The sequence below is a fragment of the Streptomyces sp. NPDC057271 genome, from assembly GCF_042668715.1.
GTDB lineage: Bacteria > Actinomycetota > Actinomycetes > Streptomycetales > Streptomycetaceae > Streptomyces.
The window spans coordinates 198,640-213,016 of record NZ_JBHUYJ010000001.1; the positions used below are offsets into that span (position 1 = coordinate 198,640).

Genomic DNA, 14,377 nt, shown 5'->3' on the forward strand with positions numbered 1-14,377 from the left:
TCGTGGCCCCCGCCTCTCCCTCGGGAGGAGAACCTCTTCCAGCGTAGGCACGTTCCCACCCGGGCGCTCACGGCGGTCGTGCCTTCCGCTGGAGCCCCGTGCGGCGCGGGCATCTCGGTCCACTGGGCGGGAGGTGTCCTCCCCGCGCCCGCCCGCACCGAGGCGCTGTCCGTTTTCGCCCGGCCATGAGGGGCAGGCGCCGAGACATGGACCAGTCGAAGACGCCCGTACTCGATGCCCTGGCGGCCTACCACGAGAGCGGTCAGACACCGTTCACGCCGCCCGGGCACAAGCAGGGCCGGGGAGCCGACCCGCGGGTGCGCCCGGTGCTCGGCGACGCCGTCTTCCGGTCGGACGTGCTCGCCATCAGCGGCCTGGACGACCGTACCTCCTCACAGGGCGTCCTGGAGGAGGCGCAGTAGCTCATGGCCGACGCCGTCGGGGCCGACCACGCGTCCTTCTCCACCTGAGGAAGCTCCCTGTCCGTGAAGTCGGCCATGCTGTCCGTCGCCGGGCCGCACGAGGAACTGCTCGTGGGCCGGGACGCCCACAAGTCCGTCGTATCGGGCCTGATCCTCCCCGGCATCCGACCCGTCTGGGTGGACCCGCAATGGGACCCCGAGCGCCATCTGGCCCATCCACCGTCGGCCGAAGCCTTCGCCGCGGCCTTCGCCGAGCACCCCGACGCCCGCGGCGCGCTGGTGACCACGCCGACCCCGTACGGCACCTGCTCCGACCTCGGTGCCATCGCGGAGGTCTGCCACCACCACGGCAAGCCCCTCGTCGTCGACGAGGCATGGGGGGCGCACCTGCCGTTCCACCCCGAACTGCCGACCTGGGCCATGGACGCGGGCGCCGACGTGTGCGTCACCTCCGTCCACAAGATGGGCTCCGGCCTGGAGCAGAGTTCGGTGTTCCATCTCCAGGGCGACCTGGTCAGGCCCGAGGTGCTCAGGAGCCGGGAAGACCTGCTGGGGACGACCAGCCCCTCCGTGCTCGTGTACGCGACGCTGGACGGCTGGCGCCGCCAGATGGTCGAACACGGGAAGGCCCTCTACGACGACGCCCTCGCACTGGCCGCGGACGTCCGCGACCGGATCGCGGGCATCGACGGCGTCCGGCTGCAGGGGCGCGAGCACTTCTGCGGGCCCGGCAGGGCGGCGGACACGGACCCCCTCCAGGTCTTTGTCGACATCGGCGCGTGGCAGGTCACCGGCTACCGGGCCGCCGACTGGCTGCGCCGGCACCATCGGATCAACCTCCACGTGTCCGAACACCGGCGCATCAGCGCCCAGCTCACCCACGCCGACGACACGGAGACGACAGACGCCCTGCTGGCCGGGCTGACCGACCTGGCCGTCCATGCCCCACAGCTCCGTACGGGGCAGCCCGTCGACGTCCCGTCGCCGGCCGGTCTCCGGCTGGAGCAGGCGGCACTGCCCCGGGACGCCTTCTTCGGGCCGACCGAGCAGGTGCCCTGGGAGAAGGCGGAGGGGCGGATCGCCGCCGAGATGCTCACGCCCTATCCGCCCGGAATCCCCGCCGCGTCGCCGGGGGAGCGGCTCGACAAGGCCGTGCTGCGCCATCTGAGGTCCGGAGTCGACGCCGGCATGGTCGTGCCCGACGCGGTCGACACCGCCGTCACCAGCGTCCGGGCCCTGAGCGAGGGCGCGTGAGGCGGTGACGGCGTACGCCGTGCCGAGATCCGTCAGAGGTCTTCCGTCAGAGGTCTTCAGGATCCCGACGTTCCAGCGGCTTCAGCGCGGGCCCCTGCAGGATCTCGCCGTCGACGCCGAACCGGGAACCGTGGCAGGGGCACTCCCAGGTCCGCTCCGCGTTGTTGAAGGCGACGAGGCAGCCCATGTGGGTGCAGACGGCGGACACGGCGTGCAGTCGTCCCCGGTCGTCGCGGTGAACGGCACACGCCCTCCCCCCGGCCCGCACGACGGTGCCCTCGCCGGGACGCAGTTCGTCGACGGGCCCGTTCGTGCCGTCGCCCAGGGCCTCCAGGCGATCCTTCACGAAATGCATTCCGGTGTCCCACTGCGCCTTCAGGAAGGCGGGCGCGGAGCGGAGGGCCGGACCGACCCGGGCGGGGTCGTACAGCGCGGCCCACGGCTCTTGACCACCTGTGACGAGGGAGGTGACGAGCCGTCCGGCGAGGACGCCGCCCGTCATCCCCCACCCGGCGAACCCCGTCGCCACGTAGACGTTCCTCCCGGCGGTGGGCAGACGCCCGATGAGGGGGAGGATGTCGGTGGAGCTGTTGTCCTGCGCCGCCCACCGGTGCGTGATCGAGACGCCCGGGAAGCGCTCCTCGGTCCAGGAGTCCAGCCGGGCGTAACCGGCTTCGGTGTCCTCACCGCTCCCCGGCGTGAACGCCTCCCCGGTGACGATCAGAAGCCGGCCGCCGTCCGCGAGCGGCGCCGTCCGGACGGACCTCTTGCCGCCCTCCTCGGTGATGTACATGCCGCCCGGGTCCCGGTCGCCGGGCAGGGGCCCGGCGACGACCAGGTCGCGGTGCTGGGTGAGCCGGGTGGCCAGCACGGCGTGGTCGAAGAGCGGATGGTGGGTGGCCACGACCACGTGACGGGCCGGGACACTGACGCCGGAGGCGGTGGTGACCCGGCACGGCTCGCCCCCGTCCACGCCCGTGACGCGTGTGCTCTCGTACAGCCGGACGCCGCGCGAAAGGAGACCGTCGACCAGGCCCCGCAGGTAGGCGACGGGGTGGAACTGCACCTGGTTCTCGACCCGGACGGCGCCTGCGACCGGATACGGCAGACCGGTCTCGGTGACGAAGGAGGCGTCGAGCCCCGCGGCCCGGGCGGCTTCGGCCTCGGCGCGCAGCGCCTCGACACCGTCGGGCTCTTCGCAGTAGGTGACGGCGGGGCGGCGTTCGAGCGAGCAGTCGACGCCGAGCTCCCCGGCCACCTCGACGACGCGGCGCATCGCGGCGCTCTGGGAAGTCGCGTACAGGCGGGCGGCCTCCTCGCCGTGCTTGGTGCGCAGCGTGTCGTAGACGGCGGTGTGCAGGGCGGTGACCTTGCCCGTGGTGTGGCCCGTCACGCCTCCCGCGAGGCGACCGGCCTCCAGCACGATGACGCTCAGGCCCGCTCCGGCGAGTTCCCAGGCCGCACTGAGCCCTGCGATGCCGCCTCCGACGACGGCCGCGTCCACCTCCGCGGCGGCCCCCAGGGGGTCGAACGAGGGGAGGTGAGCCGTCTGCGTCCAGTAGGAGCCGGGGGTGGTGATGCCGTTCATACCCCCGCGACTGCCCTGAAAGCCGGGCACGATGCGCGGTCCGCGGGCGCGGCCGGCCGCGGGCGGCGTCACCCGCGATCGCCGGATGGGCATCCCGCTTCACACCGGTTCGGCCGCACCGTGCGGGGGCAGGCGCCGCGGAGGGCGGGGAGGTCGGGCATCCGGCGCGAATCTCCGCCGGTACGAGTGAGACCCGTTCCCGTCCCGTTTGGCCGGAGAGGTGTCCCGGCCATGGCTGATACGTCCGCCGAACCACCCTGGGAGTGACGATGACCACCGAGCCCGCCGGTACGAACGCGACCCCGGACGACGGCTACGTGCCGGGGAAGCCCGGCCCGGTCTCCCCCGACGTGGCCGAGCCCACGCGGCCGACGGGGCCGCTTCCCCCGAAGCCGGACCAGACCGGTCCGGAGACCGTGAGCCCGACCGGTCAGGCGACCGGGGCGGAACAGACGCGCATGGCGCAGAGCGGTGCGCGTCTGACGACCGCGCAGGGCGCCCGGCTGTACGAGACCGACCACTCGCTGAAGGCCGGAGCCCGTGGTCCCGTTCTCCTCCAGGACCACCATCTGCGCGAGAAGATCACGCACTTCGACCACGAGCGGATCCCGGAGCGGGTGGTGCACGCCCGTGGCGCCGCCGCGCACGGCGTCTTCCTGGGCTACGGCAGCGCGGGCGGGGTGTGCAGGGCCGCCTTCCTGGCCAAGGACGTGGAGACTCCCGTCTTCGTACGCTTCTCCACCGTCCTCGGCTCCCGGGGCTCGGCCGACACGGTGCGCGACACCCGGGGGTTCGCGACGAAGTTCTACACCGAGGAGGGGACCTTCGACCTGGTCGGCAACAACATCCCGGTCTTCTTCATCCAGGACGCGATCAAGTTCCCCGACGTCATCCACGCGGGCAAGCCGCACCCCGACCGCGAGATCCCGCAGGCGCAGAGCGCCCATGACACGTTCTGGGACTTCGTCTCGCTGCACACCGAGGCCACCCACCACACCCTCTGGAACATGTCCGACCGTGGCATCCCCCGCTCCTACCGGATGATGGAGGGATTCGGGGTCCACACCTTCCGGCTGGCCGACTCGGCCGGGGAGACCGTGCTGGTGAAGTTCCACTGGAAGCCGAAGCTGGGCGTGCACTCCCTCGTCTGGGAGGAGGCCCAGCTGATCAACGGCATGGACCCGGACTTCCACCGGCGGGACCTCTTCGACGCCATCGAGTCGGGAGCCTTCCCCCAGTGGGAACTCGGCATCCAGGTCTTCCCCGACACCCCCGACCAGACGTTCGAGGGAATCGACCTCCTCGACCCCACCAAGATCGTGCCGGAGGAGCTGGCCCCCGTACAGCCCGTCGGCCTGATGACGCTGAACGCCAACACGAGGAACTACTTCGCCGAGACCGAGCAGGTCGCCTTCCACCCCGGCCACCTGGTCCCGGGCATCGACGTCACGGACGACCCGCTGCTCGCGGGCCGGCTCTTCTCCTACCTCGACACCCAGATCAGCCGGCTGGGCGGCCCGAACTTCGGCCAGATCCCGATCAACCGGCCGCACGCGCCCGTCAACGACATGCTCCGCGACGGCATGCACCAGACCGCGGTGCACACGGGCGTCGCCCCGTACCGTCCCAACAGCCTGGACGGCGGCTGCCCCTTCCTCGCCGGCACCGACACGGGCGCCTTCGTCGAGACGCCCGTCACGGTGCCGGAGGCGAGCAAGGTCCGTGAGGCGCCCGCCTCGTTCTCGGACCACTTCACGCAGCCCCGGCTCTTCTGGCTCAGCATGACCCCGCCGGAGCGTGAACACATCATCGCCGCCTACACCTTCGAGCTGAGCAAGTGCTTCGAGCAGGCGGTCAAGGAGCGCACGCTCCAGGTGCTGGCCAACATCGACCCGCAGCTGTGCGAGCAGGTCGCCGCGGGCCTCGGCCTGCCCGCGCCGGAGGCCACCGTCCCCCTCGCGGCGCCGGAAGCCAGTCCGGCCCTCTCCCAGCTGGGCGGGACGTGGCCCACGGAGGGCCGTGTCGTCGGGATCGTCGCGGACGAGGCGGCCGACCTCGACGGGGTGCGCGCCGCCCGGCAGGCCGTCCTGGAGGGAGGCATGGTGCCCCTGGTCATCGCCCCGGCCGGCGGCGCGCTCGACGCGGACGGCGACCCGATCACGATCCGGCGGAGCTTCGCCACGGCCCGTTCCGTCGAGTTCGACGCCCTGCTGTTCGCCGGCGCGCCCGCACCCGCCTCCGACGCCCATGGCGCCCGCGACGCGAAGGCCGGGACGCCCGGACGGCGGGAGCTCGACCCGCGCGTCCTGCTGCTGCTCACCGAGGCGTACCGGCACGGCAAGGCCGTCGGAGGATGGAACGACGCCCGGACCGTCCTCGAAGCCGCCGGAATCGAATCCGGGGGGCCCGGCGTCATCACGGAGGAGAGCGGTACGGCGGCCGTGGCAGCGGCCATCGCGTCGCTGGCGGAGCACAGGGCCTGGGACAGGTTCCCGCCCGCTGCCTGACGCGCGAGCACCGCGCTCTCGCGCGCGAGCACCGCGCTCTCTCCTCGGCCGCGGAAGGCGCCCGGGAGCGGCGACCGGCATGTTCGAAGGACGGGAGGGCAGACGCAGGGGCGTACCGGCCGGGTGACTTTCTAGGTGGAGGCATGCGCAGCGTAGGTGTGGAAGAGGAGCTCATGCTGGTCGACGCGCGCAGCGGAGCCCCACGCGCCGTCTCGGGGGCGGTACTGGCGGCCGCCGACCGTGACGCGTGGCGGCGGCCGGACGGGGACGGCGGGAAGTCCCACGAGTTCGAGGGCGAACTCCAGGAGGAGCAGCTGGAGTTCGCCACCAAGCCGGTCACGGAGATGGGGGAGCTCCAGGACGAGATCACCCGCATCCGCGGCGAGGCCGCCCGCCACGCGGCGCACTCCGGCGCCCTGGTGGCGGCCCTCGCGACCTCGCCACTGCCCGTGCGGCCCTCGCTGAGCGCGGACAAGAGGTACCAATGGCTGGGGGAGCAGTTCGGGATCACCGCCCAGGAGCAGCTGACGTGCGGTACGCACGTCCACGTCTCCGTCGACTCCGACGAGGAGGGCGTCGCCGTCCTGGACCGCATCCGCCCCTGGCTGGCCGTCCTTCTCGCGATGAGCGCGAACTCGCCGTTCTGGCATGGCGAGGACAGCGGGTACGGCAGCTACCGAAGCCGGGTGTGGAACCGCTGGCCCTCCGCGGGCCCGACGGAGGTGTTCGGCTCGGCTGACCAGTACCACGAGCAGGTAGGCGCCATGATCGAAACCGGGGTGCTGCGGGACGCGGGCATGATCTACTTCGACGCCCGCCTGTCGGCCACCTATCCGACGGTGGAGGTCCGGGTCGCGGACGTGTGCCTGGACGCGGAGACCCCCGTGCTCCTGGCCGCGCTCATCCGCGCTCTGGTGGAGACCGCGGCACGGGCGTGGCAGGACGGTGAGCCGCCGGCCAGAGTCGGCACGAGCCTGTTGCGGCTCGCGTCCTGGCGTGCCGGCCGCTCGGGCCTGGAAGGGCCGCTGCTGCACCCGGGGACGATGCGGGAGACGTCGTCCGCCCATGCCGTCGACGTCCTCCACCGGTACGTGCGGCAAGCGCTGGTGGACCACGGCGACGACGAGCGGGTCCGCCAGGGGATCGCCCACCTCCACGAACGCGGGAACGGCGCGCGCGTCCAGCGGCGGCTCCTCGAGAGCGAAGGCAGCCTCGCCCGGGTGGTGACCCGGTGCGCACGGCTGACGACCGAGGGCTGACCTGGCGGCTCCCGCGCCCAGCACACCGTCGGCCGGCACTCCTCGGAGCGCCGGCCGACGTGTGCGTGCGGAACGGTCAGCCCAGGTCGAGGACAGCCGCGACCACCTCCCGCAACTCCGCTTCCGGATCGGCCGACGCCTCCTCGGAGCGCCATGCGACGAACCCGTCCGGGCGGACCAGCACCGCGCCGTCCGCCGTGACACCGTGGACCTCCGCCCAGTCCAGGCTCTCGGGCGCCAGCTCCGGTTCCGGACCGTCGCCGATCCGGTACGAGTCGAGGGGCACCGACAGCTTCTCCGCCACCCGGACCGCCGCAGCGTGCCACGCCCCGGTGCCGTCCCCGGAACTCAGGAGCACCAGGGACCGCTCGTACAGATCCAGGGTGGAGACCCGGGCACCCGCGCGGTTCAGCCACATGTGGGGCGCCCGGCTCCCGGGCTCGCCCGTCAGGCGCACGCCGTCGGGCACGACCGGCACCGTCGCGTCGGCACCGAGCACCGCCCCCCGCGGGTAGCGGTAGCCCAGCGCCACGTTGAGGATCCCGCCCTTCCGCCCGCCGGGACCGCCGGCACCGCCGGCACCGGCGCCCGGATCGGGGGCGTACCCGGGGTGGCTGTGCTCCGCCGAACGCGCCGAGGCACGGGAACTCGTCGCCTCCGCGACGGGCCGGCGCTCCGCGTCGTACGACGCCAGCAGACCGGGACCGGCCCAGCCGCCCAGCACGGCCGCCAGCTTCCACGCCAGGTTGTGCCCGTCCTGGATACCGGTGTTGGAACCGAACGCCCCGGTGGGCGGCATCTCGTGGGCGGCGTCGCCGACGAGGAACACCCGCCCGTCCGCGTACCGCTGCGCCACCCTCTGCGCGGCGTGCCAGGGCGCGCGGCCCTTGATCTCCACATCGAGATCCGGCACACCCACGGCACGCCGGATGTGCTCCGCGCACCGCTCGTCCGTGAACTCCTCCAGCGTCTCCCCGCGTTCGGGGTGCCAGGGCGCGTGGAACACCCAGTGATCCCGGTTGTCGACCGGCAGAAGCGCCCCGTCGGCCTCCGGGTTCGTCAGGTAGCAGACGACGAAGCGCCGGTCACCGACGATGCCGGCGAGGCCGCGCGAGACGAACATGACGCTCACGTTGTGGAACAGGTCGCCCGGGCCCGTCTGCCCGATGCCGAGCTGTTCGCGCACAGGGCTGCGCGGGCCGTCCGCCGCGACCAGGTAGTCCGCCCTGATCGTGACGTGCTCGCCCGACTCGCGGCCCTTCACCCGCGCGGTCACCCCCTCGGAGTCCTGCTCGAACGACATCAGCTCCGAGGAGAACCGCAGATCCCCGCCCAGCTGACGTGCGCGCTCCAGGAGCACCGGTTCGAGATCGTTCTGGCTGCACAGGCACCAGCCGGCCGGGCTGAAGCGGGCGAGCCCGCCGCCCGGGTCGATCTCCTTGAACAGCCATTCGCCGACGTCACCGACCAGACTCGGCGTCTGCAGGATGCCGTTGTTCCGCCCCAGGACGGACGCGGCCGCCTGGATCTGCGGCTCCACACCGGCTCCCCGGAACAGCTCCATCGTGCGCACGTTGTTGCCGCGCCCCCGTGGATGGATCGAGGTCGCCGCGTGGCGCTCGACGAGGGTGTGCGGCACACCGAGCCGCCCCAGGAAGAGCGACGTGGACAAGCCCACCAGAGAGCCGCCGACGATGAGGACGGGCGTGCGGTGAACGACCTCGCCGGCGTCTTCGGATCGGTTCATTGAATGCCTCCAGCGTCACCTGCGACGCGAGTCAGGGGTGGGATGCAGATTCATGCCCTCCCGGGAGCGTTGCGCGCGCTCGGAGCACCCGATTGACGCAGGGTTCACTCGTCCGCCCCGTGGGGGTCGCGTCGAACGGGGAGCCCGCCGACGATCGGCACATGACGACCCCGGCGCCTTCATCGGGCACGGCGGTCCCTCCCGACCCTTCCGTGAAGAGAGAAGAGGTGCGTCGGATGACCAACTCGGGACGCATATCCCAGTCCGCTTTCGACGGCTCCAGGCTGCGCGTGATTCTGCTCCTCGATCTGTACGAAGGTGCCCAGCAGCAGTTCCTCGACGCGTACGAGCTGATGCGCAGGCAGGTCGCCTCCGTCCCCGGACACATCAGCGACCAGCTCTGCCAGTCCATCGAGAACCCCTCGCAGTGGCTCATCACCAGCGAGTGGGAGAGCGCTCCGCCCTTCCTCGCCTGGGTGAACAGCGAGGAGCACGTCGAGACCGTCAGGCCGATGCACAGCTGCGTCCGTGACACCCGCTCGATGCGCTACAGCATCGTCCGCGAGACCGGCCCCCGACAGCCGCTCGCCCAGGACCCGGCGGCGGGGCGCGAGGAGGTCGCGGCCCGTGTCGGCGACGGCGTCGCACGCCACGCCCTCACCTTCACCGTCAAGCCGGGATCCGAGTCGAAGGTGGCGGAACTCCTGGCCGGCTACCAGTCGCCCAAGGCCCAGGTCGACGAGAACACCCGGCTGCGCCGCACCTCGCTCTTCATGCACGGCAACCGCGTCGTGCGAGCCGTGGAAGTGGAGGGCGACCTGCTCGCGGCCCTGCGCCACGTCGCCCGTCAGCCCGAGGTACGCGCGGTCGAGGAGGCCATCAACCCGTACCTGGAGCAGGACCGGGACCTGACCGACCCCGAATCGGCACGCGTCTTCTTCACCCGGGCGGCCCTGCCTGCCGTCCACCACGTGGTGGCCGGGCGGCCGGCTCCCGACGGGCTGCGGCGCCACGCGCTGTACTACCCGGCGAAGGAAGGCCGCGGCATGGACCTGGCCCGGCTGCTGGCACAGCAGGACCAGGCCGCGGCGGACGACCCCGACAGCCCGGTGTGGGGCAGCACGGTCTTCCAGCGCGACGACATCGTGGTGCGTCTCATCGACATCACCGGCGACCTGGACGTCGACCCCGTCGCCTCCCTGGGCCTCAAGGGCCCCCGCAAGGCGGCGGTACTCGAGCGTCTCCTCGACGGCGCCGCGATTGGCGTCGAGGGCTCCCTGGACTCGGAGCGCAACATCAACCGGCTCCTGTCGCACGCCGACATGCTGCCCGTCACCGACCGCAGCTCGGCGGACTCCTGACGTACGGCCGTGGCCCCGGCCGCGGCCGTCCCCCGCACGTCACTGCCACACTCGGAGGTATCAGAACCATGCTCAAGCAGCGTCCACGCATCGTGACCCTGAGCGACACGGAACCCAACCGCAGGCGCGGAGGTGACCTGCGGGCCATGCTCACGCCGGCCACGGTGGGCTCCACCAGCGGCTTCATGGGCCTGGCCATCGTGCAGCCCGGCGAGCGCATCGGGGAGCACTACCACCCGTACTCCGAGGAGTTCGTGTACGTCGTCTCGGGCGCTCTGGAAGTGGACCTGGACGGCGAGACGTACGGGCTCCAGCCGGACCAGGGGCTCCTGATCCCCATCGACATGCGGCACCGCTTCCGCAACGTCGGCGACGTGGAGGCCCGCATGGTCTTCCACCTCGGCCCGCTCGCCCCGCGTCCCAGCCTCGGCCACGTCGACACGGAGGTCACCGAGGAGGGCGAGCTCGCCGCGGCCGGTCCGCACCTGACCGTGCACGACCCGGCCCAGGTGTCCGAGCGAAGCGGGGCCATCGAGTGACCCGGCGAGTGGCCGTCACCGGTATCGGTGTGGTCGCTCCGGGCGGCACCGGAGCGAAGGCGTTCTGGGACCTCCTCTCCAACGGCCGTACCGCGACCCGCGGCATCACCCTGTTCGATCCGGCCGGCCTGCGCTCCCGTATAGCCGCCGAGTGCGACTTCGACCCGATGGCGCACGGACTGGACCCGGATCTGAGCCGACACGCGGACCGGTACATCCAGTTCGCCGTCGTCGCCGCCGGAGAAGCCGTACGCGACTCCGGACTCGACACCGGCACGGAAGACCCCTGGCGCGTCGCCGTCTCCCTGGGCAGCGCGGTCGGCGGCACCACCCGGCTCGAACACGACTACGTCCTCGTCAGCGAGGGCGGCCGCCGGTGGGACGTCGACCACCGCGCGGCCGACCCCAAGCTGCACATGGCGTTCTCGCCGAGCACGCTCGCCTCCGTCGTCGCCGAGCGGTTCGGCGCCCGCGGCCCGGTGCAGACCGTCTCCACGGGCTGCACCTCCGGCCTGGACGCCGTCGGCTACGCCTTCCACACCATCGAGGAAGGCCGGGCGGACGTCTGCATCGCCGGGGCGTCCGACTCGCCGATATCGCCGATCACCATGGCCTGCTTCGACGCCATCAAGGCGACGTCACCCGACAACGACGACCCCGAGCACGCCTCCCGGCCCTTCGACGACCACCGCAACGGGTTCGTCATGGGCGAAGGCGCGGCGGTCCTCGTCCTCGAGGAGTACGAGCACGCCAGAGCCCGCGGTGCGCACGTGTACTGCGAGATCAGCGGCTACGCCACGTACGGCAACGCGTACCACATGACAGGTCTGACCAGTGAGGGGCTCGAGATGGCCCGGGCGATCGACAACACGCTCGACCAGGCCCGTCTCGACCCCACCCTGATCGACTACGTCAACGCGCACGGCTCGGGCACCCGGCAGAACGACCGGCACGAGACCGCCGCCGTGAAGCGGTCCCTGGGCGCGCACGCCTACGACACGCCCATGAGCTCCATCAAGTCCATGGTGGGGCACTCGCTCGGCGCGATCGGCGCGATCGAGGTCGTCGCCTGCGTCCTCGCGCTGAAGCACCAGGTGGTGCCTCCGACAGCGAACTACGAGACCCCCGACCCCGAGTGCGACCTGGACTACGTGCCGCGCACCGCCCGCCCGCGGAAGCTGAGGAACGTCCTCTCCGTCGGCAGCGGATTCGGCGGCTTCCAGTCCGCGGTCCTGCTGACCGGGCCGGGTGGGAGGTCACGATGAGCACTGAGCGCCCTCAGCGGGCCGTCATCACCGGTATCGGTGTGATCGCCCCCAACGGACAGCACGCGGACGCGTACTGGAAGTCCGTCCGGGAAGGCCTCGGCGTCCTGGACCTGATCACCCGTGAGGGATGCGACCGGCTCCCGCTGAAGGTCGCGGGCGAGGTACGGGGCTTCGACGCCTCGACCCTGATCGAGGAGCGGTTCATCGTCCAGACGGACCGCTTCAGCCATTACGCGATGGCAGCGGCCTCCCTGGCCCTCGACGACGCCGGTCTCGCCCGCGACGACCCGCAGGAGCCCTTCTCCATCGGCGTGGTGACCGCCGCGGGGTCCGGAGGCGGCGAGTTCGGCCAGCGGGAGCTGCAGAAGCTCTGGGGACAGGGGTCCAAGTTCGTCGGCCCCTACCAGTCCATCGCCTGGTTCTACGCGGCGAGCACCGGCCAGATCTCCATCCGGAGCGGCTTCAAGGGCCCCTGCGGAGTGGTCGCGAGCGACGAGGCCGGCGGCCTGGACGCCGTCGCGCACGCCGCCCGGGCCGTACGGCGCGGCACCGGCGCGGTGATCGTCGGCGCCGCCGAGGCGCCCCTCGCCCCGTACTCGATGGTGTGCCAGCTCGGCTATCCGGAGCTCAGCACCGTCGAGGAGCCGGACCGTGCCTACCGCCCCTTCACCGCCGGAGCCTGCGGCTTCGTCCCGGCGGAGGGCGGCGCCATGCTCGTCGTCGAGGACGAGGCGCGCGCCCGCGACCGGGGAACCGCCGTCCGGGCCGTCGTGGCCGGGCACGCCGCCACGTTCACCGGCGCCTCCCGCTGGGAGGCATCCCGGGAGGGGCTCGCCGTTGCGATCCGGGGCGCCCTCGACGAGGCCGCCTGCGCCCCCGAGGAGATCGACGTCGTGTTCGCCGACGCCCTGGGCGTCCCGGAGGCCGACCGCGCCGAGGCGCTGGCGATCGCCGACGCCCTGGGGCCGCACGGCGGCCGCGTACCGGTCACGGCGCCCAAGACCGGGATCGGCCGCGCGTACTGCGGGGCACCCGTCCTGGACATCGCGGCCGCGGTCCTCGCCATGGAGCACGGCGTGGTGCCCCCCACCCCCAACGTGTTCGACATCTGCCACGACCTCGATCTGGTGATGTCCCGCGCTCGCCCCGCCGAGCTGCGCACGGCCCTCGTCCTCAGCAGGGGACTCATGGGATCCAACGCGGCGCTGGTCGTGCGCCGCGGCGGCGACTCCGCCCGGTAGGACGGGCGGGAAGGAGAACACACATGATCACCACCGCACTGACCTTCGACGACCTCGCCACGCTGATGAAGCAGGCCGCCGGAGTCACGGTCGACCCCAAGGAACTCGCGAAGGCGCCGGACGCGCCCTTCAACACCATCGGCCTCGACTCGCTCGGCCTGCTCGGCATCGTCGGTGAGCTGGAGAACCGCTACAGCGTGGCGCTGCCCACCGACGCGGAGCGCTGCAAGACGCCCGCCGAGTTCGTCGACCTGGTCAACACCACCCTCAAGACGGGAGTCTGACGTGTCCGGACACACCGACAACAGCATCACCATCGACGCTCCGCTCGACCTCGTGTGGGACATCACCAACGACATCGAGAACTGGCCGAACCTCTTCAGCGAGTACGCCTCCGTCGAGGTGCTCTCGCGGGAGGGCGACTCCACGACCTTCCGCCTGACCATGCACCCGGACGACAACGGGAAGGTCTGGAGCTGGGTCTCGGAGCGCACCGTCGACCGTCCGAAGCGGACCGTCCGCGCCCGCCGCGTCGAGACCGGCCCCTTCGCCCACATGGACATCCGGTGGGAGTACGAGGAGACGCCGGCCGGCGTCCACATGCGCTGGGTGCAGGACTTCGCGATGAAGCCCGAGGCTCCCGTCGACGACGACTGGATGACGGACAACATCAACCGCAACTCGCGTACCCAGATGTCCCTGATCCGGGACCGCATCGAGCAGGTCGCCCGCGACCGCCGGAGCGCCTCGGTCCTGCCCGGCTGACACCCGTACACCGGGCTCCCGTACATCGCACACCCAGGAAGGACGCTCGATGCACCACGCCTTGATCGTCGCCCGCATGGCGCCAGGTTCGGCGCCGGCGATCGCCGACGTGTTCGCCGCCTCGGACCGCGGCGAACTCCCGCACCTGGTCGGCGTCAACCGGCGTCGCCTCTTCCAGTTCGGCGACGTGTATCTGCACCTCATCGAGTCCGAGCAGGACCCGGCGCCGGCCATCGCGAAGCTCGCGGGGCATCCCGAGTTCCGGGACGCCAGCGAGAAGCTGTCGGCGTACGTCAGCGCGTACGACCCGGCGACATGGCGCAGCCCCAAGGACGCCATGGCGCAGTGCTTCTACCGCTGGGAGCGGGACCCGGGTTCCTGAACCCCGAGCGCTCACGACAGTGAAACCCGAGGCCACCCGCCCCG

General features: G+C 72.0%; 11 protein-coding genes and 1 pseudogene. 10 read left to right on the plus strand and 2 right to left on the minus strand.

What is annotated here, in order from left to right; translation table 11 throughout:
- The first annotated feature begins 206 nt into the window (after positions 1-206).
- Positions 207-1,676 (plus strand): annotated as a pseudogene (locus ACFUJR_RS00850) (aminotransferase class I/II-fold pyridoxal phosphate-dependent enzyme).
- Between the two features lie 46 nt (positions 1,677-1,722).
- On the opposite strand, the gene ACFUJR_RS00855 reads toward ACFUJR_RS00850, so the two are convergent.
- Positions 1,723-3,264 (minus strand): FAD-dependent oxidoreductase, encoded by a 1,542-nt coding sequence (locus tag ACFUJR_RS00855; RefSeq protein WP_383176518.1) that lies wholly within the window; start codon positions 3,262-3,264, stop codon positions 1,723-1,725.
- Between the two features lie 269 nt (positions 3,265-3,533).
- On the opposite strand from ACFUJR_RS00855, the gene ACFUJR_RS00860 reads away from it, so the two are divergent.
- Together ACFUJR_RS00860 and ACFUJR_RS00865 are read left to right on the plus strand one after the other, a co-directional pair.
- Positions 3,534-5,771 carry a catalase gene (locus tag ACFUJR_RS00860; RefSeq protein WP_383176521.1) on the plus strand — a complete coding sequence of 746 codons (2,238 nt, stop codon included), beginning with the start codon at positions 3,534-3,536 and terminating at the stop codon, positions 5,769-5,771.
- 143 nt (positions 5,772-5,914) lie between these two features.
- On the plus strand, positions 5,915-7,030 hold the full coding sequence (locus tag ACFUJR_RS00865) for a glutamate--cysteine ligase (RefSeq protein WP_383176523.1): 1,116 nt from the start codon (positions 5,915-5,917) through the stop codon (positions 7,028-7,030).
- 76 nt (positions 7,031-7,106) lie between these two features.
- Here ACFUJR_RS00865 and ACFUJR_RS00870 read toward each other — a convergent pair whose 3' ends face one another.
- Positions 7,107-8,777 (minus strand): FAD-dependent oxidoreductase, encoded by a 1,671-nt coding sequence (locus tag ACFUJR_RS00870; protein WP_383176526.1) that lies wholly within the window; start codon positions 8,775-8,777, stop codon positions 7,107-7,109.
- A gap of 236 nt (positions 8,778-9,013) precedes the next feature.
- Between ACFUJR_RS00870 and ACFUJR_RS00875 the strand changes: the two genes are divergently transcribed.
- The 7 genes from ACFUJR_RS00875 (at position 9,014) to ACFUJR_RS00905 (ending at position 14,333) form a co-directional block, all read left to right on the plus strand.
- Positions 9,014-10,138 carry a SchA/CurD-like domain-containing protein gene (locus ACFUJR_RS00875; protein WP_383176529.1) on the plus strand — a complete coding sequence of 375 codons (1,125 nt, stop codon included), beginning with the start codon at positions 9,014-9,016 and terminating at the stop codon, positions 10,136-10,138.
- 68 nt (positions 10,139-10,206) lie between these two features.
- Positions 10,207-10,677 (plus strand): cupin domain-containing protein, encoded by a 471-nt coding sequence (locus tag ACFUJR_RS00880; RefSeq protein ID WP_383176532.1) that lies wholly within the window; start codon positions 10,207-10,209, stop codon positions 10,675-10,677.
- Positions 10,674-11,942: a beta-ketoacyl-[acyl-carrier-protein] synthase family protein gene (locus ACFUJR_RS00885; protein WP_383176535.1), complete on the plus strand. Its 1,269-nt coding sequence runs from the start codon at positions 10,674-10,676 to the stop codon at positions 11,940-11,942. The genes ACFUJR_RS00880 and ACFUJR_RS00885 overlap by 4 nt, the downstream gene beginning before the upstream one ends.
- On the plus strand, positions 11,939-13,186 hold the full coding sequence (locus tag ACFUJR_RS00890; RefSeq protein WP_383176538.1) for a ketosynthase chain-length factor: 1,248 nt from the start codon (positions 11,939-11,941) through the stop codon (positions 13,184-13,186). The genes ACFUJR_RS00885 and ACFUJR_RS00890 overlap by 4 nt, the downstream gene beginning before the upstream one ends.
- A 23-nt stretch (positions 13,187-13,209) precedes the next feature.
- Positions 13,210-13,470, plus strand: a complete 261-nt coding sequence (locus tag ACFUJR_RS00895) for an acyl carrier protein (protein WP_352186794.1) — start codon at positions 13,210-13,212, stop codon at positions 13,468-13,470.
- Between the two features lies 1 nt (position 13,471).
- The gene (locus ACFUJR_RS00900) at positions 13,472-13,951 is read left to right on the plus strand and encodes an SRPBCC family protein (RefSeq protein WP_352186793.1); all 480 of its coding nucleotides are present in this window, start codon (positions 13,472-13,474) and stop codon (positions 13,949-13,951) included.
- A gap of 49 nt (positions 13,952-14,000) precedes the next feature.
- Complete coding sequence (locus ACFUJR_RS00905; RefSeq protein ID WP_383176542.1) at positions 14,001-14,333, plus strand: TcmI family type II polyketide cyclase; 333 nt, start codon at positions 14,001-14,003, stop codon at positions 14,331-14,333.
- The last annotated feature ends 44 nt before the right edge of the window (positions 14,334-14,377 follow it).

Excerpts from the sequence above, each read along its gene's own strand:
- ACFUJR_RS00890 (WP_383176538.1), top strand. The coding sequence starts at position 11,939 with ATGAGCACTGAGCGCCCTCAGCGGGCCGTCATCACCGGTATCGGTGTG.
- ACFUJR_RS00870 (WP_383176526.1), bottom strand. The coding sequence starts at position 8,777 with ATGAACCGATCCGAAGACGCCGGCGAGGTCGTTCACCGCACGCCCGTC.
- ACFUJR_RS00880 (WP_383176532.1), top strand. The coding sequence starts at position 10,207 with ATGCTCAAGCAGCGTCCACGCATCGTGACCCTGAGCGACACGGAACCC.
- ACFUJR_RS00855 (WP_383176518.1), bottom strand. The coding sequence starts at position 3,264 with ATGAACGGCATCACCACCCCCGGCTCCTACTGGACGCAGACGGCTCAC.
- ACFUJR_RS00895 (WP_352186794.1), top strand. The coding sequence starts at position 13,210 with ATGATCACCACCGCACTGACCTTCGACGACCTCGCCACGCTGATGAAG.
- ACFUJR_RS00865 (WP_383176523.1), top strand. The coding sequence starts at position 5,915 with ATGCGCAGCGTAGGTGTGGAAGAGGAGCTCATGCTGGTCGACGCGCGC.
- ACFUJR_RS00905 (WP_383176542.1), top strand. The coding sequence starts at position 14,001 with ATGCACCACGCCTTGATCGTCGCCCGCATGGCGCCAGGTTCGGCGCCG.
- ACFUJR_RS00875 (WP_383176529.1), top strand. The coding sequence starts at position 9,014 with ATGACCAACTCGGGACGCATATCCCAGTCCGCTTTCGACGGCTCCAGG.
- ACFUJR_RS00860 (WP_383176521.1), top strand. The coding sequence starts at position 3,534 with ATGACCACCGAGCCCGCCGGTACGAACGCGACCCCGGACGACGGCTAC.